Annotated in this window: 20 protein-coding genes and 1 rRNA gene; 8 read left to right on the top strand and 13 right to left on the bottom strand. The window is 60.9% G+C overall.

The genetic code is table 11. The features are described from left to right. Nucleotides 1–141: 141 nt before the first annotated feature. From AB0O97_RS18135 to AB0O97_RS18125, 3 genes are all read left to right on the top strand, one after another. Nucleotides 142–903, top strand: a complete 762-nt coding sequence (locus AB0O97_RS18135) for an ABC transporter ATP-binding protein (RefSeq protein ID WP_363884549.1) — start codon at nucleotides 142–144, stop codon at nucleotides 901–903. Between the two features lie 9 nt (nucleotides 904–912). Continuing rightward, a complete protein-coding gene (locus tag AB0O97_RS18130) occupies nucleotides 913–2,580 on the top strand; it encodes a DUF6297 family protein (RefSeq protein ID WP_363845269.1) in 1,668 nt (555 codons plus the stop codon). 122 nt (nucleotides 2,581–2,702) lie between these two features. Continuing rightward, nucleotides 2,703–3,986 carry a dicarboxylate/amino acid:cation symporter gene (locus AB0O97_RS18125; protein WP_363884547.1) on the top strand — a complete coding sequence of 428 codons (1,284 nt, stop codon included), beginning with the start codon at nucleotides 2,703–2,705 and terminating at the stop codon, nucleotides 3,984–3,986. 89 nt (nucleotides 3,987–4,075) lie between these two features. On the opposite strand, the gene AB0O97_RS18120 is transcribed toward AB0O97_RS18125, so the two are convergent. Continuing rightward, nucleotides 4,076–5,974 (bottom strand): AMP-binding protein, encoded by a 1,899-nt coding sequence (locus AB0O97_RS18120; protein ID WP_363884545.1) that lies wholly within the window; start codon nucleotides 5,972–5,974, stop codon nucleotides 4,076–4,078. A gap of 212 nt (nucleotides 5,975–6,186) precedes the next feature. Between AB0O97_RS18120 and AB0O97_RS18115 the strand changes: the two genes are divergently transcribed. The 5 genes from AB0O97_RS18115 to AB0O97_RS18095 all read left to right on the top strand — a co-directional run bounded on the left by AB0O97_RS18115 (nucleotide 6,187) and on the right by AB0O97_RS18095 (nucleotide 10,969). After that, nucleotides 6,187–6,822, top strand: coding sequence for a GntR family transcriptional regulator (locus AB0O97_RS18115; protein ID WP_363884543.1), 636 nt, complete (start codon nucleotides 6,187–6,189; stop codon nucleotides 6,820–6,822). A gap of 54 nt (nucleotides 6,823–6,876) precedes the next feature. Beyond that, nucleotides 6,877–8,397, top strand: coding sequence for an MmgE/PrpD family protein (locus tag AB0O97_RS18110; protein WP_363845257.1), 1,521 nt, complete (start codon nucleotides 6,877–6,879; stop codon nucleotides 8,395–8,397). 1 nt (nucleotide 8,398) lies between these two features. Further along, nucleotides 8,399–9,328: a methylisocitrate lyase gene (gene prpB, locus AB0O97_RS18105; RefSeq protein WP_363845254.1), complete on the top strand. Its 930-nt coding sequence runs from the start codon at nucleotides 8,399–8,401 to the stop codon at nucleotides 9,326–9,328. Nucleotides 9,329–9,361: 33 nt separating this feature from the next. Beyond that, nucleotides 9,362–10,501 (top strand): bifunctional 2-methylcitrate synthase/citrate synthase, encoded by a 1,140-nt coding sequence (locus AB0O97_RS18100; protein WP_363845251.1) that lies wholly within the window; start codon nucleotides 9,362–9,364, stop codon nucleotides 10,499–10,501. A 138-nt stretch (nucleotides 10,502–10,639) separates the two neighbouring features. Then, the gene (locus AB0O97_RS18095) at nucleotides 10,640–10,969 is read left to right on the top strand and encodes a cupin domain-containing protein (RefSeq protein ID WP_363845248.1); all 330 of its coding nucleotides are present in this window, start codon (nucleotides 10,640–10,642) and stop codon (nucleotides 10,967–10,969) included. 29 nt (nucleotides 10,970–10,998) lie between these two features. Here the strand turns inward: AB0O97_RS18095 and AB0O97_RS18090 are convergent, their stop codons facing one another. The 12 genes from AB0O97_RS18090 to rrf all read right to left on the bottom strand — a co-directional run bounded on the left by AB0O97_RS18090 (nucleotide 10,999) and on the right by rrf (nucleotide 23,692). After that, a complete protein-coding gene (locus tag AB0O97_RS18090; RefSeq protein ID WP_363884541.1) occupies nucleotides 10,999–11,529 on the bottom strand; it encodes an 8-oxo-dGTP diphosphatase in 531 nt (176 codons plus the stop codon). A 268-nt stretch (nucleotides 11,530–11,797) separates the two neighbouring features. Next, a complete protein-coding gene (gene xerD, locus AB0O97_RS18085; RefSeq protein WP_363884539.1) occupies nucleotides 11,798–12,778 on the bottom strand; it encodes a site-specific tyrosine recombinase XerD in 981 nt (326 codons plus the stop codon). Continuing rightward, the gene (locus AB0O97_RS18080; RefSeq protein ID WP_363884564.1) at nucleotides 12,775–13,407 is read right to left on the bottom strand and encodes an NUDIX hydrolase; all 633 of its coding nucleotides are present in this window, start codon (nucleotides 13,405–13,407) and stop codon (nucleotides 12,775–12,777) included. The genes xerD and AB0O97_RS18080 overlap by 4 nt, the downstream gene beginning before the upstream one ends. Before the next feature lie 90 nt (nucleotides 13,408–13,497). Continuing rightward, nucleotides 13,498–15,204, bottom strand: a complete 1,707-nt coding sequence (locus AB0O97_RS18075; RefSeq protein WP_363884537.1) for a CTP synthase — start codon at nucleotides 15,202–15,204, stop codon at nucleotides 13,498–13,500. A 60-nt stretch (nucleotides 15,205–15,264) separates the two neighbouring features. Then, complete coding sequence (gene recN / locus AB0O97_RS18070) at nucleotides 15,265–16,992, bottom strand: DNA repair protein RecN (RefSeq protein WP_363845224.1); 1,728 nt, start codon at nucleotides 16,990–16,992, stop codon at nucleotides 15,265–15,267. A gap of 3 nt (nucleotides 16,993–16,995) precedes the next feature. Further along, complete coding sequence (locus tag AB0O97_RS18065) at nucleotides 16,996–18,066, bottom strand: NAD kinase (RefSeq protein WP_363845221.1); 1,071 nt, start codon at nucleotides 18,064–18,066, stop codon at nucleotides 16,996–16,998. A gap of 74 nt (nucleotides 18,067–18,140) precedes the next feature. Then, nucleotides 18,141–18,947: a TlyA family RNA methyltransferase gene (locus AB0O97_RS18060; RefSeq protein WP_363845218.1), complete on the bottom strand. Its 807-nt coding sequence runs from the start codon at nucleotides 18,945–18,947 to the stop codon at nucleotides 18,141–18,143. After that, a complete protein-coding gene (locus AB0O97_RS18055; protein WP_363845215.1) occupies nucleotides 18,944–19,171 on the bottom strand; it encodes a hypothetical protein in 228 nt (75 codons plus the stop codon). Before AB0O97_RS18055 ends, AB0O97_RS18060 begins: the two co-directional genes overlap by 4 nt. Beyond that, nucleotides 19,168–20,178, bottom strand: a complete 1,011-nt coding sequence (locus AB0O97_RS18050; RefSeq protein WP_363884535.1) for an HAD-IIA family hydrolase — start codon at nucleotides 20,176–20,178, stop codon at nucleotides 19,168–19,170. Before AB0O97_RS18050 ends, AB0O97_RS18055 begins: the two co-directional genes overlap by 4 nt. Next, nucleotides 20,168–22,432 carry a hypothetical protein gene (locus AB0O97_RS18045; protein WP_363884533.1) on the bottom strand — a complete coding sequence of 755 codons (2,265 nt, stop codon included), beginning with the start codon at nucleotides 22,430–22,432 and terminating at the stop codon, nucleotides 20,168–20,170. The genes AB0O97_RS18050 and AB0O97_RS18045 overlap by 11 nt, the downstream gene beginning before the upstream one ends. A gap of 105 nt (nucleotides 22,433–22,537) precedes the next feature. Further along, nucleotides 22,538–23,026, bottom strand: coding sequence for a hypothetical protein (locus tag AB0O97_RS18040; RefSeq protein WP_363884532.1), 489 nt, complete (start codon nucleotides 23,024–23,026; stop codon nucleotides 22,538–22,540). Nucleotides 23,027–23,575: 549 nt separating this feature from the next. Then, nucleotides 23,576–23,692: ribosomal RNA gene (gene rrf, locus AB0O97_RS18035) — 5S ribosomal RNA — on the bottom strand. Nucleotides 23,693–23,791 lie beyond the last annotated feature (99 nt).

Here is a 23,791-nt window from a genome sequence, read left to right as displayed (position 1 = left end):
GCCGCTAATTTAACTCTCCACTGCCATCCCCTACGTTACCGGGTGCTGGCGTCATGTTTTGAACATTTAGCCCTGATGGATTTTGAGCCTTGACTCTCAAGCTGAAGTTGAATGTTATGACCCGCCTATACTTCGAAGGTGATGAGCAAAAGAACCAGTCCCTCCAATAACACCCCTGCCGGGCACCCAAAAGCTCCGCAAACCGCACACCAGCAGGACGTCGTGCGCGCTGAGAAACTGCAGGCAGGTTACGGCGGCAAGGCCGTGTGCGGTGTTGTTAGTTTCAGCCTCCATGCCGCTCAGGCGTTGGCGCTGGTGGGGCCTAACGGCGCAGGCAAGTCCACCGTGGTCAAAACCGTGGTGGGCCAACTCGAAGCTGTCTCTGGAACAACATTGATCAACGGCTCTGAGGTGGATGACAGGACGCTGGATTTTCGGCGCGAAGTGGCCGTCGTGTTTGACGATGACGCTTTCTTCCCCGCGTTGACGGTGGAGGAGCACTTGGCGATTGTCTCCGCCGGGCACGGCGTGGAGGATGTGGAAGAAATCATTGCCGCTGAACTGGAGTTCTTCGGCTTGAAAGACCAAGCAAGCTCACGTCCGTACAACCTCTCCTCGGGGCAACGGCGCCGAATGCTGTTGGCCGCGGCCTTTGTGCGGCCCCGCTCCCTGCTGGTCTTGGACGAACCGGAGCAGCGCCTTGACACGGCCATGAGACACAAACTTGCCACTCGGTTGCGCGCCGAGGTTGATTCCGGGCTGGCTCTTCTGGTGGTCACCCACGACCCCGATTTCTTGATGACTGTGGCCACTAAAGCCGTTTTCATCGCCGACACAACCCACGCCATGACACCCACACAGGCTGCGACGGCGATCGCCTCCGAGAACCCGCACGCGGACTAAACCATGGCCATGACTACCAGCGAGCGCTTCAGCGCCAAACAAATCCGTCAGTACACGTTCAAGGCCGGGCTCAGCCGCACCCAAGGCGGGCTCATGGAGCTCATCTCCGAGGTGTACACCTCCATTCTGGGCGCTTTGACGCTACTCACCATGGCCGGGGCCCTCATTGTGGCTTTGCGTCACAGCTTGGGCGTTGGTGATGAATCGGCGCTACTGGCCTCTGCCGTGGCGCCGGGCTTCCACTCGGTCACGCTGCTGCAGGCCAGCGCCACGGTACTGCTGACTCTGGCTGCGGCGCTCCTATCCGTGGAAATGACCATGGGGCCCGTTGCCATGACGCTGCCACAAACCGCTTGGTGGCTGGGTCTGCCGGTACGTCGCAGGGGGTTTATCCAACCCGGTTTCCTGAAATCGATCCTCTGGCCCACCATCGCGGCCGTGTTGGTGGTGCTGCCGCTTTCACTGGGCATGGCAGCGAACCCCACGCCCGGGAATTTAGCTCTGGCTGCTCTGTGTGGTGCGGGCCTGGCATGGTTGCTGTACGGCGTTGCCTCCTGGTGCCAGATCACCGGCTCCGGCGCTTTGCTAAAGAAGCTTATGGGGGCCATCACCCTCCTCGCCCCGCTAACTCTGGTAACAACAGCCCTGTACAACAATGTGGCCGGATCCAGCGCCATCACGGCCGCGCAAACCGCTTGGTTGAAATACCTCCCCACGAGCTGGCCACTCTTAGTGGCCGACGGCGCCACCTGGCCCCTGCTGATCGTGGCCCTCGCGCTGGGGCTCCTTGCGCTGGTCTATGCACATCTTGAGCGCATCACCACCGCAGCCTTGAAGAAGAGTGCTGCGGCTGGCGCCTATGCGGCCAGTTCGCTGCTGTCTATGGACGCCACCGAGCTCTCCCGCTCGCTGAGCACCGGGCCGTCCACAGGAACCAGCAAGGTCAAGCTCCCCATGATCTTCAAAAAGGGCTCGGTCCACGCCCGGAGTATCAAGACACTGGCCAGCACGCATGCCACCATGGCGCTGCGCTCTCCCAGCATGCTGCTGCGGGTGCTGGTGTTGGCGGCCGTGCCAGCATCCTTGGCATCGGTGGAGTTCCTGGGCAATGCCATCTTGATTGCCGTGGCTCTGTACTTTTGCGCCCACTTTGCCGTGACAGCTTTAGGCGCCACCGCACGGTTCGCCAATGGCAACCCGGCAGTAGATACGCTCATGCCGTTGCCGGCGACCACCGTCCGGCGTGTGCATTATCTGGTCCCCGCCGTGGTCATGACGCTGTGGGCGCCGATCTGCTTTGGGCTATTGCTCGCTTTGGGTGTTGGCTCACCAGGGCTGCTAGTCCTCGCCATCCTTGCTGGACCCGGTTTGGGTGCCGCTACTTTGCGTGCTGGCTTCCGGCCTGCACCTGACTGGAATATGCCTGCCTTGGCTGGTCCTGCTGGCCCCATCCCCACGGGTGCCATTAGGGCGTTCATCGTGGGCCCAGACCTGAGCCTGATTGTACTGTTGCCGGTACTGATCTGCTTGATCTCAGGCGGTGTGCCCTCGATAGCGTTCCCGATCCAGCTGACACTGACGTGGCTGGCTTTCTTGTGGGGAACCCATGTGCGCAAGCCAAAATCCGCCAAAGACCCCGGCCTCTTCGGTATGCCCCCGGCAACCGCCACCAAGTAGTAGGGGTCCCTGCCGTTTATGTGCTCCGACCCACGCCGTTTACTATTGCTGAGGCGTGCCTTGCGCCGCCAACGTGCCACGCAGCGTCGCGCGGCACCGCTCCAGTCGACCAAAGGAACACCATGAAGCTGCTGAAATCGATCCCACTACTAGGCTGGATTGTTATAGCCATAGTCCTGGGCATCCTGCTCGGCCCCGTTATGCCTGCGTGGCTCGGCGGGGCATTCCTGACCTACAACTCAATCTTTTCCGGGTTCCTGAGCTTCATTGTGCCGCTCATTATTTTGGGTCTGGTCATGCCAGCCATCGCAGAACTGGGCAAGGGCGCTGGCAAGTGGCTCGGCGTGACGGCGCTGATCGCTTACGGTTCCACTATTCTCGCCGGCCTCCTTGCTTACTTTGTGAGCCGGTGGCTCTTCACCGCCTCATTGTCCGGCGGCGGACTGGCAGAGATCGGTGCTGACTCAGGTTCGGGATTCACCCCTTACCTGACGGTAGTCAGTAGCGCTGGAGATTCAGCTACTGAGATTGTCCTTCCGCCCGTGATCGGCGTCATGAGCGCCTTGGTGCTCGCCTTCGTGATCGGCATTGGCCTGACTTCTTTCAAATCAAAGGTGCTCTTCCGCGGAGCCATCGAGTTCCGCACCATCATTGAAGCCGTGATCCGGCGCATCATCGTGCCAGCGCTGCCCCTATTCATCTTCGGCATCTTCATGGACCTCGCAGCCAGCGGATCGGCCGTTACTGTCGTCACGAAGTTCCTGCTGGTAGCTGTTGTGTCTTTCGCCCTGACACTCGTTGTCTTGACTACCCAGTACTCCATTGCCGGGGCTATGTCCGGCCTCAACCCGTTCAAGGCTCTGTGGAATATGCGCGACGCGTACTTCACCGCATTGGGCACCTCATCCTCGGCCGCCACTATTCCGGTAACGCTTGCTTCAACGAAGAAGAACGGCGTCTCTGATTCTGTCGCCGGATTCGTGGTTCCCTTGTGCGCCACCATTCACTTGTCTGGTTCCATGGTCAAAATCACCTGCTTCTCCATCGCAGTGCTGCTGCTCACCGGCGGCGATGTTTCCTTCAGCGCGTACCTGCCCTTCACCTTGATGCTCGGCGTCATGATGATCGCCGCACCCGGTGTTCCCGGTGGCGCCATCGCTGCAGCCGCAGGCCTGCTCGCTCAGATGCTCGGCTTCGGCGAGGTGGAAGTTGGCCTCATGTTCGCGGCGTACATTGCCCTGGACAGCTTCGGTACGGCCACCAACGTGACAGGTGACGGCGCTATTGCATTGATCATGAACAAGCTCACCCGCGGTCACCTTGGCACGCAGGCGCAGGATCCCTCCGACGAAACCGTCGAAGCTGCCCCGGGTAGCGAAGCCGAAGCGCATACGCTGGCCCACTAACACCTCCGGTTTCTGAACACACAAAAGCTCCGGGTAGTGCTGATTGATATCAGCACTACCCGGAGCTTTTGCGTTCCCTGCAAGAAGCCTTAGCTGGGGCGCAGCACCGGCATGAGCGCATCGATCACCGAGGAGTCCTCAATGGTTGAGGGCACCACGTAAGCTTCGCCGTCGGCAATTTGCCGCATGGTCTTGCGCAGGATTTTTCCGGAGCGGGTCTTGGGCAGCGCATCCACCACCACGGCGGACTTGAAATCGGCAACAGGTCCAATTTCGCGTCGCACCAGCGCAACCAGTTCCTTCTGCAAGTCTTCTGGGAGCAATGTCACCCCTGATTTCAGGACCACATAACCCACAGCCTTTTGCCCCTTGAGGACGTCGGCAATACCAATGACGGCGCATTCCGCCACGGCCGGATGCGTGCCGATGACCTGTTCAATGGCACCGGTGGAGAGCCGGTGGCCGGCAACGTTGATGACATCGTCAGTACGGCCCATGACAAAGACGTAGCCGTCCTCATCCTGGTACCCGGAATCGCCCGTGACGTAAAAGCCCTCAAACGCGCTCAAGTAGGAATCAATGAAGCGCTGATCGTCATTCCACAGCGTAGGCAGGGTGCCAGGTGGCAGCGGCAGCCCCAGCACAATATTGCCCTCCTCCCCCACAGCCACGTCCACTCCCATCCCATCCACGATCCGCAAATCGAATCCGGGCATGGGCACAGTCGGTGAGCCCGGCTTCAACGCAAGCGGTTCCAGCCCCCGAGGGTTGCCCACAATGGCCCAGCCGGTTTCGGTCTGCCACCAATGATCCACCACAGGTACCCCGAGCACCTTGCCAGCCCAATGATAGGTATCGGTATCCAGCCGCTCACCGGCGGTGAACAGCGTTTCCAGGCTGCCGACGTCGTACTTCTTGAGCAATTGTGCCTCCGGATCCATCTTGCGAATGGCCCGCAATGCGGTGGGCGCCGTGAACAACGCCTTGACCTTGTGCGCCTCAATGACGCGCCAGAACGCGCCGGCGTCGGGGGTGCCCACGGGCTTGCCCTCGTACATCACAGTGGTGGCCCCGGCCAGCAGCGGCCCGTACACAATGTAGGAATGCCCCACCACCCAGCCAACGTCGGAGGCTGTCCACCAGACATCTCCCTGAGCAATGTTGTAGTGATTTTTCATGGTCCACAGAAGTGCGACGGCGTGCCCACCGTTATCCCGCACCACCCCCTTGGGTGCCCCCGTGGTGCCCGATGTGTAGAGGATGTAGAGCGGGTCGCTCGCCTTCACCGGCACGGGTGCTGCGGGCTGCGCGTCTGCGAGCGCAGCATCCCAATCCACGGCATTCAGGCCAAGGGCAGCTGGATCGCCGGCAAAACCGTCCCGGTGCTTGATGATCACGGGCAGCTGCGGGACGCCGGCCTTGGTCAACGCCTCCTGAACTGTAGGCAGGTACTCCACCAGTCGGTTGGGCTCCAAGCCGCCCGAGGTGGAGACAACAACCGTGGGCGCAGCATCTTGAACACGCACGGCCAGTTCGCTGGCGGCAAATCCACCAAACACCACCGAGTGGATGGCGCCCAGCCGGGCGGTGGCCAGCATGGCGATGGCAGCCTCGGGAATCATGGGCATATAGATCAGGACTCGGTCGCCCTTGCCCACACCCTGAGCTCGGAGCACCCCGGCGAAGCGGGCCACCTGATCGGTGAGCTCCGCGTAGCTGTAGACACGCTGCATTCCTTGCATGGCGGAATCGTGGATGAGGGCAGGCTGATCGCCGCGCCCAGCCGCGACGTGCCTATCCAGTGCGTTGTAGCAAGTGTTGAGTTCACCGTCGGCAAACCAGCGGCCACGTGGAGACTGCTCTCCATTGTGTGCCTGCTTAGGCGCAACAACCCAATCCACAGCGGTGGCTGCCCCGAGCCAAAACCCTTCGGGATCGTTGATACTGCGCAGGTATTCGTCTTTATAGCTAACGGCGTTCAATGCCATGGTGTTGCTCCATCCACGTTGATGTGATGTGAGTCATGTTACCGCTCAACTTTGCGCCCTGACAACCACCAATGTATACATTATTTGAATTCTTCGGCAGAAATTTACCCAAATAACCCAATAATGCTGTTGCTTGTATACACAGAACAGGTATTGTGTTCTGTAAGCCACAGCTATTTGATGACTAACTTGAGCTATTGGAGGGAGAGACCATGCGAGCTAGCGAACGCGCTTATGTGGCGCTGCGCGCCGACATCATCGAATGGCGTTTAGCCCCCGGGACCGTGTTGGGCGAGGTGGAACTCTCCGCACGCTTGGGCGTATCCCGCACCCCTATTCGTGAAGCACTGGCCAAACTCACCGCCGAGGGCCTGACTGAACCACAAAGTGGGCGCGGTGTGGTGGTCAGCGCAATCTCACTAGACCATCTCGATGAGCTATTCGAACTCCGCACAGCTCTGGAATGCCGGGCGGCCGAACTAGCGGCCGATCGCTGCGAACCGGAAATCTTCCGCACTCTCCATCAGCAACTGACCAATGCGGGAGAACTCATCACCGCCGATGATCCCTCACGCGCTGACTATTACCAGCTGGCAGGCGACTTGGACGCGGCGGTGGATGCCGCCGTCGGAAATCACTACCTCACCCAGGCGCTGAAGAATCTGCGGGTCCATCTGGTCCGGGTGCGGCGATTGGGCAAGGACAACCCGGCTAGGCTGCGCGATGCGGCGAGGGAACACGCCGCAATTGCCCTCGCCATCGCCAACCGCAACCCCACAGTCGCCAGTGCCGCCACCACGGTTCACCTGGATAACAGCCTGCGTCATCTACTGAGTACCACCTCCTAAATCTTTCCCCCTTCTCTAGAAGTACTTTTTGAAACACCCTGCGAAAGGAACACCATGACAATTGATCACAACGTCCGCGTTTACAAGAGCGAAGAGAACCTGGCCCGCGAGGACCAGCTGGCCCACAAGATCGCCACCGTGGCTGCCGATCCCGTAGCCGTGACGGCCGAGGTCACAGACATGATCATCAACCGTGTCATCGACAACGCCTCCGTTGCCATCGCCTCCCTGAACCGTGGCCCCATTGTTGCGGCCCGCGCCCAGGCACTGACCCACGCACCGTCCACCGGTGGCGCTGGCGCCTCCGTCTTCGGCATCACCGAGAAGGTCTCCCCTGAGTGGGCGGCCTGGGCCAACGGCGTTGCCGTCCGCGAACTGGACTACCACGACACCTTCCTGGCAGCCGAGTACTCCCACCCGGGCGATAACATTCCCCCGATCCTCGCCGTCGCCCAGCACACCGGCGCCTCCGGCGCGGATCTGGTTCGCGGCATCGCCACCGGCTACGAAATCCAGGTTGACCTGGTCAAGGCCATCTGCCTGCACAAGCACAAGATTGACCATGTTGCCCATCTGGGCCCGTCCGCCGCCGCTGGCATCGGCACCTTGCTGAACCTTGAAGTAGAGACCATCTTCCAAGCCGTGGGCCAGGGCTTGCACACCACCACTGCCACGCGCCAGTCCCGCAAGGGCGAGATCTCCACCTGGAAGGCACACGCCCCCGCGTTCGCCGGCAAGATGGCCGTTGAGGCCGCCGACCGTGCCATGCGCGGCCAGACCTCACCGGTCCCGATCTATGAGGGCGAAGACGGTGTCATCGCCTGGATGCTCGACGGCGCCGATGCCCAGTACACAGTGCCGCTGCCCGCCGCCGGCGAAGCCAAGCGCGCCATCATGGACACGTACACCAAGGAACACTCCGCCGAGTACCAGGCACAGGCGTGGATTGACCTGGCCCGCAAGCTGCACGGCGAACACCCCGAGGCCACCGACCCGGCCAATGTAGCCAGCGTGCTCATCAAGACCAGCCACCACACGCACTACGTGATTGGCTCCGGCGCCAACGATCCGCAGAAGTACGATCCCACCGCATCACGAGAAACCCTTGACCACTCCATCCCGTACATCTTCACGGTGGCCCTGCAGGATGGCGCGTGGCACCATGTTGACTCCTACTCCCCCGAGCGTGCCGGGCGCCCCGACACTGTCGAGCTGTGGCACAAGGTGACCACGGAAGAAGACGCCGAGTGGACGCGCCGCTACCACTCCCTGGATATTGCCGAGAAGGCCTTCGGTGGCACGGTGGTCATCACGCTGACCGACGGCACCGTCATTGAGGACTCCATCGCCGTGGCTGACGCTCACCCGCTCGGCGCCCGGCCGTTCGCCCGCGAGCAGTACATCAACAAGTTCCGCACCCTGGCCACCGGCCTGGTCACGGAAGAAGAGATTGACCGCTTCATCGCGGCAGCAGAGAATCTACCCAACTTGGCCGCAGGGGAACTGGACCAGCTCAACATCACTGCAGCTCCCGGCGTCGTGGATCTGGCAGCCGCACCCAAGGGACTCTTCTAACATGTTGTACTCCAAGAAAACCGCTGAGGAAAAGCGCCGGGACCTGCGCGCCATGCTGGTCCCGGGCGCGGCCGTCCAGTTCCCGGGAGCCTTCAACCCGCTCTCGGCCCGCCTCATTGAGGAAAAGAAGTTCGACGGCGTGTACATCTCCGGCGCGGTCCTCGCCAACGATCTGGGCTTGCCGGACATTGGCATGACCACGCTGACCGAGGTGGCCACGCGCGGCGGACAGATTGCCCGCATGACGGACCTGCCGTGCCTGATCGATGCCGACACTGGTTTTGGTGAGCCCATGAACGTGGCCCGCACCATCCAGGAACTGGAAAACGCGGGGCTGGCCGGTTGCCACATTGAGGACCAGTTCAACCCGAAGCGTTGCGGCCACTTGGATGGCAAGAACATGGTGGATCTGGACACGGCTGTCAAGCGGATTGCTGCCGCAGCCGATGCCCGCCGCGATCCGAACTTCTTGATCATGGCCCGCACCGACATCCGCGCAGTAGAGGGCTTGGCTGCCGCCATTGACCGGGCCAAGGCCCTGGTCGACGCCGGAGCTGACGCGATCTTCCCCGAAGCCATGAAGTCCGTGGCCGAATTTGAAGCCGTGTGCAAGGCCGTCGATGTCCCCGTCTTGGCGAATATGACAGAGTTCGGCAAGAGCGAGCTCTTCACCCGTGATGCCTTGGCCGCCGCTGGCGTGGCCATGATCATCTACCCGGTGACCTTGTTACGCAGTGCGATGGGTGCGGCCGAGCGCGTGTTGGAGGCCATTGCAGCTGATGGCACGCAGGAAGCTGCCGTTCCGGAGATGCTCACGCGCGCCAGGCTCTACGATCTGGTTGACTATGAGGCGTACAACCAGTTTGATACGGGTATCTTCAATTTTCAGATTCCCAGCCTGGACATTGCCACCAACAACGCGAATCTCTAATCAACAACGTCGTTTGAAGAAGGAGTGCTCACTGTGAGTGAAGAAGAAGTACGCAAAGGTCTGGCCGGCGTCGTTGCCGATTACACGGCTGTTTCAAAGGTCAATCCCGAGTCCAACTCACTGTTGTATCGCGGGTATCCGGTCCAGGAGTTGGCCGCCAGCAAGTCCTTTGAAGAAGTAGCCCTGCTGCTCTGGACAGGGGAACTGCCCACCCCAGCGGAACTGGCTGATTTTGAAGCGTTCGAGCGCGCAAACCGCGCCCTCGATACACGCGTGAAAGCTGCCATTGACCTCTTGCCATTGGATTGCCACCCCATGGATGTGGGCCGCACCGCCGTCTCGGTTCTGGGCGCGGCTCATCCGCTGGCCGAGGATTCCTCCCCCGAATCGGAATTGGCCAAGGCAAAATCGCTCTTCGCGCAGTTCCCGGCAGTGGTCGCTTACGATCAGCGCCGCCGTCGTGGTTTGGAGTTGGTGGAACCCCGCGCCGATCTGCCCTACTCGGCCAATTTCCTGTGGATGACCTTTGGTGAAGAAGCAGCCCCGGAAGTCGTGGATGCATTCCGCGTCTCCATGGTGTTGTACGCGGAGCACTCCTTCAATGCCTCCACGTTCACGGCTCGTGTCATCACCTCAACGCTCTCGGATCTGCATTCGGCAGTCACGGGTGCCATTGGCGCGCTGAAGGGCCCGCTGCACGGCGGCGCCAACGAGGCCGTCATGCACACCTTTGATGAGATCGGCATCCGCAGCGATGAGACTCGCGAGGAAGCCGCCAGCCGCGCCAAGGCCTGGATGGAAGACGCCCTGGCGCAGAAGAAGAAGGTCATGGGCTTTGGCCACCGCGTGTACAAGCACGGTGACTCACGCGTTCCCACCATGAAGGGCGCGTTGGATAAGATGATCGAGCACTTTGATCGTCCCGAAATGTTGGGCCTGTACGACGGTCTCGAGCAGGCCATGGATGAGGCGAAGGCCATCAAGCCGAACCTCGATTACCCGGCCGGGCCCACGTACCACCTGATGGGCTTTGACACGGATATGTTCACGCCCATCTTCATCGCCGCCCGCATCACCGGTTGGACGGCGCACATCATGGAACAACGCGCCGCCAACTCGCTGATCCGCCCGTTGAGCGCCTACAACGGAGTTGACGAACGCCACGTGAGCTAACGCTCGAGCTTGGTCTTTGCGAATACTACGGCGCCGCCGCCCACCTCCCTCTGTGGAGATGGGCGGCGGCTTTGTTGTACGGGTACTGTGAAGGAAAGCAGTTCCAAAGTTGTGCCTATGCATTGGATACGGAGCATCGTGGAAAAATCATCTCTGACAGCGCTAGCCCGGGAACTTATGGTTTCCGCCAAGTCAAAATCCAGTGGCCGTGGAGCCAGAACAGTGTACGGCGGTCACGAACGTGTGCTGCGACAAACCGTTGTTGCTCTCACCGAGGGAAGCCTGCTGGATGAGCATGACAATCCCGGTGAAGCCACCGTGCAGGTTCTCAGCGGCCGCATCGTCTTGAAGGCTGCCGAGGTTTCATGGGAGGGCTCTCCGGGCGATCATTTGGTGGTGCCTCAGGCCCGCCATTCCGTGGAGGCGCTGGTGGACTCGACCTTCTTACTGACAGTGGTCAAACCCTAGCTCTACCGTCACAGCTACAGTGGGGACTGCTAGCTGCCGAGGCGTTCTTCCGGGATGGGTCCACTCGACGGGGTGTGCACCCTGGAAGCCACGGTTTCGTTGTCATCGTTCAGGACAACGCGCCAGTGGCCGTGCTCCCCTGCGAGGAATGCTGGCAGCCAGTGAATGGCGTCTGCCCACATCTGGGCATGCGGCAGTTCCCCTACCGGATACCATTGCGGGGCGATCTCGGAGCTTTCTTGCGGCTCGCCGTCGAACGTTCGGCAGAGGAACACTGTGGTGAACATATCCCAGGCCGGTTTGGCCGGAAACACGAATTCCACGGTTCCCGCGGGAACCAAATCCAGCGCCTGAATGGTGATGGAGGTTTCCTCAGCCACTTCGCGGCAGATGGCCGCAACAATGCTCTCGCCCGGTTCCACGTGCCCGCCAATCCCCACGACTTTGCCGGCACCCACACCCGTCTTTTTCAGTCCCAGCAGGACTTCTTCACCGGCTCTGCCGTCAATTCCGCTCGTATCACGGAGCAGGAAACACAGGGTTACATCGGCGGCAATCATGAATCCAGCCTAGCGCTCAGTCTTAGAAGCCAGTGCGGTTCTCGTTGTTGCGCCACTAATCAAACGGATCCACGGCGTTACCAGTGCTATGGATCGCCTTCGCCACCGGCATCAGCGTTCCATCATTTCCGGCGTCGCCGCATCATGGCGGTCCGCCGCGAAGTACACGCGGCCAAATCAAAGCTGCTTACGCCCTAGCGGGCATTGCCTATGGCAGTCACTTCAGCAGGGGCGGTGGGGCCCAATGAATTGTCCCTCCACGACCGGCTCAGCCCAAGGCGCGGGGGTGCGCTGCAGCGTACACTTCACGCAGCGTCTCGGCCGTGACCAATGTGTACACCTGGGTGGTTGTCACCGAGGCGTGTCCCAGCAGTTCCTGGACCACACGTACATCGGCCCCACCTTCTAACAGGTGGGTGGCAAATGAATGGCGCAGTGTGTGGGGTGAAACCTCAACATCCACGTTGGCCTTCTCTGCCACAGTTTTCAGAATGGTCCACACGCTTTGGCGGCTGATGCGTCCGCCTCGGGTGTTCAGGAAGAGGGCTGGAGTGCCTTTGCCTTTGACGACCAATGAGGGCCTCCCCCGCACCAAGTAGGCTTCCAAAGCCCGCAGCGCGTACGAGCCGATCGGCACGATCCGTTCCTTGGAACCCTTGCCGAAGAGACGCACCAAGGAGGGACCGTCGTCGGATTCGGATGGCAGCACTAGATCATCCACGTCCAAGCCCACGACCTCGCTGATGCGGGCTCCGGTGGAGTACAAGAATTCCAGCATGGCTGCGTCCCGCAACCCGGCAGGAGTCTCCGAGCCGGCAGCTTCTAAGATCCGCGTGACATCGTGAACACTAATCGCTTTCGGCAACCGCTGGCCAGCTTGTGGCGGGTGAATATCTGCGGCAGGGTCAGCACTACTGATGCCTTCGAGCGCCCAGAATTTGTGCAGACCGCGCACCGAAACCACCGTACGGGCCACCGAGCGAAGCCCTAGGGCCGATCCCCCATCGGCACCGTCAGAAAGGCCCTGAGAGAATTCGCTGATGTGGTGGCGGGTGATCTGCTCCACCCCAGTGATCCCGGCGGAGGCCAGAAAACTGCCATAGCGCCGCAGATCCCGTTCGTAAGCCTGGAGGGTATTAGGCGCCAAGCCACGCTCCACACTGACGTGCAGCAAATAGTCCAGAATGTGCCGGTCCACCGCACTCGGAGCTGCTGGAGGCAGCGGTTCGGGCGGTGCAGGTGGGATCACTGCCCGCGCTGAGCCGGATGTTCCGGCCACGGCGCGTTGGCATCGCGCAGCTGACTGAAGCCGCTGAGGGAAGCTTGTGCTGCCGCCAAAATACCGACGACGGCGGACGGGTTATGGATGCGGCCGCTCAGGACAGCATCGGCAGCTTCGGCAAGGTCGACCCAAGCGAAGGTGATTTCGGCTTCTTCGTCGGTGCGCACGTGGCGCTCATCCTCAGGAACCATGGAAAGTCCGCGGGCCAGGTAAATTCTGATGGCCTCGCTGGATGATCCTGGGCTGGTGAAGTAGTCGGTGAGCACATGCCATTGGGCTGCTACCAGGTCCGCTTCTTCGGCAAGTTCGCGAGCAGCGCCAACAACAAAGTTCTCGCCCTCTATGTCAAGCAGTCCGGCAGGGACTTCCCAGAGGACCATTTGCACCGGATGCCGATACTGATTCAGCAGCAGCACCTGGTTTTCCTCGTTGAGCACCACCACGGCCACAGCCCCGGGATGGGCCATATAGTCGCGGGTGATCGGCTTAGCCTCAGGAGTGAGGCTGAAGGTATCGGAGACAATGTCCCAGATACGCCCTTGGTACACCGTCGAGGACTCTTGCAGCGTGCGGTGGCTGAAGGTATCGCTCAGCACCTGCTCTGCCGTGCCAGTGGCCGGCGCAGAGTCCAGTCCTTGCAGAAGATGAGATCCCTGCGAATCCGACGGTGTACCAAAGTTTGCCACTTAGACCTCCAGCAACCGGGTGGCGTTCTGACGGACCAAAGCGGCAGCAATCAGGCCAGCGAACAGGGCATGCGGCCGGGTGGGGCGCGAGCTCAGTTCAGGGTGGGCCTGGGTGGAGACGTAGTACGGGTGAACGTCCGCTGGCAGCTCCACAAATTCAACAAGCTTGCCATCGGGAGAGGTACCGGAGAACACCAACCCTGCGGCTGCGATCTGATCGCGGTACTTGTTGTTGACTTCGTAGCGGTGACGGTGACGTTCGGAGACGTCCGTGGTTCCGTACGTTGTTGCAACCACGGAGCCTTCCGTGAGCACGGCCGGGTAGAGGCCCAGACGCATGGTGCCGCCAAGATCGCCCTTGCCATCCACAATGTCCAGCTGCTCTTCCATGGTCGCGATGACGGGGTAGGTGGGGTTCTCGTCGAACTCCGAGGAGGACGCACCTTCCAAACCAACCACATTACGTGCGTATTCAATGACCATTGACTGCAGACCCAAGCACAGGCCAAGTGTGGGGATCTGGTTTTCGCGGGCAAACTTCAAAGCGCCCAACTTACCTTCCAGTCCACGTATGCCGAAGCCGCCGGGTACACAGATGGCGTCAACGTCAGCAAGTGCCTTCTTGGCGCCTGCCTCGGTAGCACAGTCATCCGAGGGGACCCAGCGAATCTTCACATGTGCAGCGTTGGCGAAACCGCCGGCGCGCAGGGCTTCGGTGACCGAAAGGTAAGCATCCGGCAGGTCGATGTACTTGCCTACCAAGGCAACTTCAACGTGGTGAGCCGGGTTGTGCACAACCTCAAGGAGCTTGTCCCACTTGGTCCAGTCAACATCCTTGAAGGACAGGCCCAGGGCCCGCACAATGTAGGAATCAAGGCCCTGCGAGTGGAGGGTCTTGGGGATGTCGTAAATGCTGGGAGCATCGGGGCAACCGATGACTGCTTCAACATCAACGTCGCAGGCACGGCCAATCTTGACGTGCATGGCCTCGGGCAGAACCCGGTCCGAGCGCAAGATGAGCGCGTCGGGCTGAATACCCAAGGAGCGCAGCGCAGCAACGGAGTGCTGTGTGGGCTTGGTCTTCAGTTCGTGAGAGGGGCCAATGTACGGAACCAAGGAAACGTGTGCAAAGAACACATTGTTGCGGCCCACGTCCTGACGTACCTGGCGTGCTGATTCCATGAACGGCTGGGATTCGATGTCACCTACCGTGCCACCGATTTCGGTGATGATGACATCGGGAGGGTTGGAGCCCTCAGCAGGCAGACGCATGCGGCGCTTGATTTCATCGGTGATGTGCGGGATGACCTGGACGGTATCGCCCAAGTATTCGCCGCGGCGTTCCTTCGCGATGACGGTGGAGTAAACCTGGCCAGTTGTGACGTTGGCAGATCCTTCCAAGTTTTCATCGAGGAAGCGCTCGTAATGGCCAATGTCCAAGTCAGTTTCGGCGCCATCGTCCGTGACGAAGACTTCACCGTGCTGGAAGGGATTCATTGTGCCTGGATCCACGTTGAGATAGGGATCGAGTTTCTGCATTGTGACCGACAGGCCACGTGCACGCAGCAGATGGCCGAGGCTTGAAGCCGTCAGCCCTTTGCCGAGCGAGGACGCGACTCCGCCAGTGACGAAGATGTGTTTGGTCGTCTTGGACTGACCACTGAACCGGGAATTTGATCGTTGCACCACGGAATTTGAGCCTATCATCTAATGAGCCAATATACGTTCGCGAACGGCACACATTTTCTGCGCGACCACCCCTTGTTTCTACCCTGCTACCCGCGCACCCTGAGCTAAAAGCTCCTTGGCGTGGGCCTGCGCGGTGGCTGAATCCTCCTGTCCAGCAAGCATTCGGGCCAATTCCACCACCCGCTCCTCGTAGTCCAAAAGCCGGACATTGCTGGTGGTAATTCCCGTTGAGTTTTTGCTCACAGAACTCTTGGTGACCAGAATATGTTGGTCGGCAAACGCTGCCACTTGTGGCAGGTGTGTGACGACCAAAACCTGGACATGTTCGGCCAACATGGCGAGCCTGCGGCCAATTTCCACCGCCGCCTTGCCACCCACCCCGGAGTCAACCTCGTCAAAGACAAAGGTGGGCACGGGGTCCACCGCGGCCAGCACCACTTCCAGCGCCAGCATCACGCGGGAAAGCTCACCACCGGAGGCTCCCTTACCTAGCGGGCGCGGCAGGGCTCCGGCGTGGGGGGCCAGCAAGAAGGCGATGTCATCCTCACCATGGATGCTGCGCTCGGTAGCGGAGATCTCAATGACCAGTCTGGCGTCGGGCATGGCCAAAGCCTTCAGCTCGGCGCTGACGGCTTTGGCGAGCTTCTCGGCTGCCTTGCGCCGCAGTGCGGTGACCTCCCCCGCCAAAGTCCCGAGCTCAGCCACGGCCGATACTTCTTCGGCTTCGAGGGATTCGATCCGGCCGGAGTCATCACTCAATTCGCTCAAGCGCACCCGTGCGGCGTCGGCCCATTCGATGACTTCATCAATGCTCGGGGCATATTTACGGACCAAGACAGCCAGTTCCCCGCGCCGGTCTTCCACCTCGGCCAGCCGTCCGGGCCCCTCGGTGTCAAGGGAGGTGGCGTAGCTGGCCAGATCCCTGGCAATATCGGCCAGTAGATAGCCAACTTCGGAGAGCCGTTTGGTGGTTTGGGCCAGTTCCTCATCACTGTCAGCCACAGCCTCCACGAGCCGTTTGGCATTGTCCACGAGCGTTACGGCGTCCAAACCATCACCGTAGTCGGCAGCGCTCAGGGCCTCATGGGCACCAAGCGTAGCCTTACGCAGCTCTTCCACATTGCCCAGTTTGACGGCTTGGGCTTTGAGAAGCTCATCTTCCGCTGCGAGAGGTTCGACGGCGTCAATCTCCGCCAGCGCCGTGGTCAACGATTCGGCTTCCCGCAGTCGCTCCCGGCTGGCCGAGCGCAACTCCTGCAACTCGCTCTGGATGGCTCGCCAACGCTCGAACACGCCCTTGTAGCTGCGCATCTTGGCCGCAAATCCTTTGTTGGCCTCGGCCGCGAACTTATCCAGAGCCACACGTTGGGCCGACGGGTTTTTCAAACGGATCTGATCCGATTGCCCATGCACGGCCACGAGAGCATCGCCGATCTCGTTGAGCACGCCGATGGGTGCGCTGCGACCGCCCACATGGGCACGGCTACGCCCGTCGGCGTTGACTGTGCGGGCCAGAATGAGTTGCGCACCGCCGTCGAACTCGTCAATCTCGGCGCCAGCTTCCAGGGCCCGCAACAACACAGGATGCCCGGTTGGCAAGGTCACGGTGGCTTCCGCGGAGGCAGTCTTGGCGCCGTTGCGCACAGCCCCGGCGTCTGCCCGGTTACCCAGCAAAAGTCCGACGGCGGTCACCACCATGGTCTTTCCGGCACCGGTTTCGCCGCTGACAACGCTCAGCCCGGGGCCTAGCGGAAGAACGGATTCAGAGATGACGCCCAGGTCTCGGATACGAATTTCTTCAATCATGCTTTAGTCCTGCCCATAGAATCCCGTGGTGCCCGAATAGCTGCTTTCCTGGTGCGGAATGGTCAGGTCGGGAACCTGGGGAATCTGACCCGCGGGCGGCCCTTCCAGGGGCCACTTGGGCTTGGGCGGCTTGATGATGGGCAACTGGGTGGTGGGCGTTGGTGATTCTTCCTCGGAAGGACCGCGCCAGCCCTGCACGGGGAGTTCAAATTTGCGCACCAGACGTTCGGAAAAGGTGGACTGTTGGGTCCTGGCCAGCTTGACCGGCTTGGGTGAGCGGGTGACCTCGATGCGGGCACCGGGCAGCAATTCCACAGTGCGCCGGCCATCGCACCAAATGACCCCGTGGGCCCCGTTGCGTGTCAATACCTCCACAGCGAGGGTGGAGGTGGGCGCAACAACCAAGGGCTTAGCGAAGAGTGCGTGGGCACTGATGGGCACCATCAATAGCGCTTCCACCCCGGGCCACACCACCGGTCCCCCGGCAGAGAAAGCATAGGCCGTGGAGCCCGTGGGGGTGGCCATGACCACGCCATCGCACCCGTAGGAGGTCAGCGGACGGCCATCGACTTCGGTGACCACTTCAATCATGCGTTCGCGGTTTCCTTTTTCCAGGGCAACCTCGTTCAGCGCCCAGGTGTGCGCCACTACTTTGCCCGCGACTCTGACTATGACGTCCAGGCACATGCGCTCTTCCACTACATACCGGCGCTGGACAACAGCGGAAACGGTTTGGATGAGCTCCTCGCGTTCACTCTCGGCTAGGAAGCCCACGTGGCCCAGGTTCACTCCAAGCAGGGGAACATCGTACTCTCGGACAATCTCGGCGGCTCGCAAAATGGTGCCGTCACCGCCCAGCACCATGACAAGTTCAATGTCGGCTAGGGTGACGTCTCGGTCCAGGATCTCCATGTTGACGCTGGAAACGCCCAGATACCCTGTCATGTCGGCGAGTTCCTCGGCGTACATAACAGGGATGATGTTGTTTGCATGAAGCTCTACGCACGCTTCAAGGGCTGCAAGCATCGACTCTTCACGGCCGGTGTGGGCCAGAATCAAGACGCGCCGTGTCATGTGCTTTTTCCTCATCATCGTCTAGCTGTGCCGCTTATGTCTGTTCTGCTCAGGCCAAGACGGCTGAGGCAGGCTCAGGGCCAGAGCTGCGATAACAACTGTTCCACAGAACTGTCCTGTTCTTCGATCATAGGTGCAGGCACCGACGCTAGGCGGCTGGCCAACAGAAAATACTCAACGTTTCCGTCTTGGCCCGGCAACGGGCTCACCCCGAGACCCTCCAAAAGTAGCCCACTTGCTACCGCAGCGGAGGCAACCAGGGCCACTGCCCGGCGTCGTTCATTCTCACTGCTGACCACACCGGTGCGGGCCAGACGGTCCTTGCCCACCTCGAATTGCGGCTTGACCATGAGCACCAGTTGCCCGCCCACCTTCGTGGACAGTGTCAGCGGCGCCATGACGAGGGTGAGCGAAATGAAGGACAGATCGCAGACGGTGAGGTCCGCGGGTCCACCAATGTCATCGGGCATCATGTAGCGGATGTTCAGGCCTTCGTGGACGGCCACGCGAGGATCGTTGCGCAGCGCCTCAACCAATTGCCCGTGCCCCACATCCACGGCAACCACGGATGCGGCACCCTTGCGCAGCAGCACGTCCGTGAAGCCGCCCGTGGATGCGCCAGCGTCCAGGCAGCGTTTGCCGGCCACGGACACCTCGGGGAAATGCTTCAGCGCGCCAGCGAGTTTGTGTCCGGCGCGGGAGACGTAGTCTTCTTCCGTGCCAGGCATGACCTCGAGCGCGGATTCGGCATCCACGGCGAGGGCCGATTTTAGTGCCGGAACGCCGCCAACGCTGACGCGGCCAGCTTTGATGAGGGTGGCTGCAACGGTGCGCGAGCGGGCCAGCCCACGGTTTACTAATTCTTGATCAAGACGGGTCATGAACTCACCGGATTCTGGGGTGCGTTGGGGTTTCCGGCGGTGCCGACCGCCGCGGCTGCTGCGTTCACAGCAGCCGCGGGATCGGCATCAAGTTCACGTTCCAGGCCTTCGATGACGCGCGAGTACAAGGCCTTGTGCTCGCCAACTGGCAGCTGAGCAGTTTCGCCAGCCAACGCGACTAGCGAATCAACTGCGGCATCGCCGGTGGGCTCGGACGCGCTCATGGCAGCTCCGAGGACCACTGCAAGAGCGGATCGGTGCTTACTGTGGTTTCCGGAACAGCCAACCACCATGCTGCGCAGGCGGCACGCCAGGCGTCAAGGTCCTCGGCAGTGCCGTTGATCTGCACGGACCGGATGCCCTCTACATCTGCCACGACGCAGGCAGTAGCTCCGCCGCAGGTGACGGATCCGGCGTCGAACGTCAGCTCGGGATAGGGGGCATAAAGACCGCCCAGATCCGCGATGATGAACTGCGGGCGTTCGACGGTACGTGCCCGCAGCGCCGACTCGCAAGAGTCAACGCCGGTCAGGACCAGCGCGGTGGCCATATGGGCGTTATTGCCGCCGAGAATATCGGTGTCCAGCCGGTCCCCCACCACCAGCGGCGCTTGGCTGCCCAAACGGTTGGCGGCGGTGTGGAACAGGGGCGCTTCAGGCTTGCCAGCAACCATTGGGTCAAATCCGACGGCGGCACGCACCGCCGCGACGAGGGTCCCATTTCCGGGCGCAATACCGCGGTCACGGGGAATCGTCATGTCGGTGTTGGTGGCAATCCAAGCTGCTCCGCCCTTGATGGCGAACGTCGCCTCGGCGAGATCTGCCCAGCCGAGGGTCGGATCAAATCCTTGGATCACCACGTCAGGAGCATCGTCGGCGCTGCCAACAACTCGCATGCCCAGGGCTTGTACTTCCTGAGCGAGCGCAGTGCTCCCAGTGACAAGCACCTTGGAACCGGCAGGGAACTTCTGAGCCAAGAGAGCGGCACCAGCCTGAGCGGAACTGACCACTTGATCATCCTCGGCAGGGGCACCCAAATGGCGCAAATGTGCTGCGACCTGCGCTGGCGTACGTGACGCATTATTCGTCACATACGCCAGCTTGACGTTCATCGCGGCAAGGCCGTTCAGAGCGTCAATAGCGCCGGGGATGGCGGCTGGACCGGCATAAACTACGCCGTCCAGATCCGCCAGCACCGCATCATATGCAGTCAGCAAGATATCAGCTGTCACTGCTGCGCTCGTCGGAATCCTCGCCTTCGGCGGCGTTGAATTCGTCTTCCTCTGCACTATCGGCGTCTGACTCAGCATCATCGGATTCGAAGTAGGAGGACTCAGCGTCATCCACATTCGGCTCATCCTGCTGCTCAACGTCAGCTTCACCGTCGGTGAGCTCTGCGCTCTCTGCCTTAGCGGCGTCGTCCATGACGGGCGGGGTGGCCGGTGCCATAACGTCAGCAACACGGACGCGGGCACGAGGGGAATCCAGCGGGATTTCCTCATCGTCGCCGAGATCCATGATGATCTGATCGAATCCTTCGTCGATGCCGAGTGCTTCTTCGGCTACGAGTGCCTGACGCTCCCACGTCTTAGCTTCGTCCTTGCGACCAACTGAGCGCAGCACCATGCCATAGGCACGGAACAGGCGGGGGCTGAAGGAGAAGGCGCGGTTCAAGTCCAACTGCGGGATTTCCAGCGCAGACAGGGCCGCCTCCATCTCGCCGAGGTCACCGCGAGCACCGGATTCAACAATGGCCAGTTCCACCTTGCCTGCAGTGTCCAAGGTTTCTGCGTCCTCTGACTTGATCAAGTCAATGGCACGGTCGGGACGGCCCAAACCGCGTTCGCAATCTGCCATGAGCGGCAGGTGAACGTTGGAGCCACTGATACGGCGGAAGGTGCGCAGTTCGCGCAGTGCTTCGCCGTACTTACCAGCTGCATACGCAGTCATGGCAACAGCTTCACGGACACATGCCAAACGGCCACCGCGACGGCTTGCTGCAAGAGCGTGCTCGAAGGCCAGCTCAGGAACGAAATCAATCAAACGACCGGCCATGACCAGGTGCTTGGAAACCCATTCGTTGTTGCGGGAATCCAGGATTCGCAGCTGGGCGCGAGTTACCTTGTCCAGCTCTTCTCCGGTCACATCAGCATCAATGTGCGGTGAACGGTCGCGATCGGGGCGGTTGGAGCTGCGCAGATCTGATGCATTGCGCTCGGGAGCGACGCGGGGGCCGCGGTCTTCGCGGTCGCCGTATGAGGGGCGATCGTTGCTGCGGGCCGGACGGTCATCGCGGTTACCGTACGAGGGACGGTCTCCGCCTGAGCGTGCGGGGCGGTCGCCGTATGAAGGGCGTGAGTCGCGGTCACCAGTGGGACGGCCACCCTGGCCACCACGGTTATCACGATCACCGTATGAGGGGCGATCGTTGCTGCGCCCCGGACGATCGTCACGGTTACCGTAGGGACGGTCTCCGCCTGAACGCGCGGGGCGGTCACCGTATGACGGGCGATCGTTGCTGCGCGCCGGACGATCGTCACGGTTACCGTATGACGGGCGTGAGTCGCGGTCACCAGTGGGACGGCCACCCTGGCCACCACGGTTATCACGATCACCGTATGAGGGGCGATCGTTGCTGCGCGCCGGACGATCGTCACGGTTACCGTAGGGACGGTCTCCGCCTGAACGCGCGGGGCGGTCACCGCCTGAACGCGCGGGGCGGTCACCGTATGACGGGCGATCGTTGCTGCGCGCCGGGCGATCGTCACGGTTACCGTATGACGGGCGTGAGTCGCGGTCACCAGTGGGACGGCCACCCTGGCCACCACGGTTATCACGATCACCGTATGAGGGGCGATCGTTGCTGCGCGCCGGACGATCGTCACGGTTACCGTAGGGACGGTCTCCGCCTGAACGCGCGGGGCGGTCACCGTAGGACGGGCGTGAGTCGCGGTCACCAGTGGGACGGCCACCCTGGCCACCACGGTTATCACGGTCGCCGTAGGACGGGCGATCATTGCTGCGAGCCGGGCGATCGTCACGGTTACCGTAGGGACGGTCTCCGCCTGAACGTGCGGGGCGGTCACCGTAGGACGGGCGTGAGTCGCGGTCACCAGTGGGACGGCCACCCTGGCCACCACGGTTATCACGATCACCAAACGGCTTGCGGTCTTCGCGGCGTCCGTTGACCATAGGGCGGTCGGCACCGCGGTTATCGCGGTCACCGTAGGAAGGACGGTCATTGCTACGGGCGGGACGGTCAGCCTGGCCACCACGGTTATCACGATCACCGTATGACGGCCGGTCGTTGCTACGAGCCGAACGGTCACCATAGGGACGTCCGCTCTGGCCACCGCGCTCATTATAGGGACGCGCCGGTTGGCGGTCGTTCGTAGCTGGACGCTCAGAGTAAGGACGGCCGCCTGTCCCCTTGTTGTCATTACCGCGGGAATTGTCCTCGCGCTTACCTTCGTACTGCTCAGCCATGCCGACTCCTAAACCTTCGAGCGCACTAACTGGCACAGTAACAGCCGCTCTTCACTATTGATGTTGTTCGAAAAAATCCATGAACCCATTGGTCCATCCTCTAGTCTAGTCGAGCTGAACGGCTCCACCCATGAATCTGGCGTATCTGGACAAGATGAGTGACCAATCACAAACAAAGACGTTGCCTGAATCACTGTGCTGGTCTGGTGTTTGCTCCCAACTGATCGTTACACGCGTCATCGTGCCATGCACAGATTCAAATTTCACATCGACGTCGTGAGATCCCAGTGTTTCCTCCCCAAGCGTCCAATGGAAACTGATCAGCGTCGGTGCGTTCAATTCCACAATGTCAGCCCAGACGACTTCTTCGTCGTCTTCTGATCCTTCAACTAGATGATCGGACAGAAGGGCCACATGGCTGCCATCACCAAAAACGCTCTGTTCCGCTACCGGCCACCAAAGGTGAATAGAGTCTGCGAAACCGTCGAATGCCTGCATGTCAGGCACGTCAACAACAACTGACTGTTCAAACTGCTCGGCATCGCGCGGAGAAATGTAGTCCGGCTCATGGGTGTGGGAAAAAAGGTTATGCATCAGGCCACCCTACTCTTCAAGTACCTTAACGACATGCCCCTTGCTTGCAGTAAAACCGTCAACGCGGCTCTCCGCCAACTGGGCATTGTGGCGTCAGGCTCCTCCGAGTGCCCATAGGGCACCCACTCCGCTAAGGCCATGTGGAGAGCTCTCTCATAAGCGTCATGCAGGACTAATAGATTTAACAGGTCAGCTTGTGGGGAAAAGCGGCAGCAAATTGATTGCGCAACTCCATAATGAGTGACCCAAATTCTTCTATCAGATCCACCATGCCCGATCCCGGGTTAGCGGCCAAAATGCGTGTAGGAAAAGTGGCTTTTGGCCAGTAATCATATGGGATGCAGGGCCTGGTACCTGCTTTGAAAGCATATATGGTGACAGTTCCCAAGAACCACCCCCGTTCCCCAAAATCCTCACCCGACGGCCGGCTGCACTTGTCCTAAACGAGTGTGGCCCCTTGGTGGGGGTGGCCGTGGTTGTTTTTGGTTGTTAATGTGGGGAGGCCCCGCACCTTGTGTGGTGCGGGGCCTCGACCCTTTTTTACGTGTTGTCCGGCGGTGTCCTACTCTCCCACATCCTCACGAATGCAGTACCATCGGCGCTGTGGGTCTTAGCTTCCGGGTTCGGAATGGGACCGGGCGTTTCCCCCACGCTATGACCACCGTAACTCATTCCCCATGTTCCGCGGGTTGTATTGCCCGTGGGTGGGTGGTTTGTTGGGTGTTCTTGTTATGGAACAACAGTATTTTATTATACAGGCTTCTT

It is taken from the genome of Specibacter sp. NPDC078692, assembly GCF_040686835.1.
Lineage (GTDB): Bacteria > Actinomycetota > Actinomycetes > Actinomycetales > Micrococcaceae > Specibacter.
Note: the sequence above shows the minus strand (reverse complement) of the source record. Positions and strands in the feature narration are given on the sequence as shown.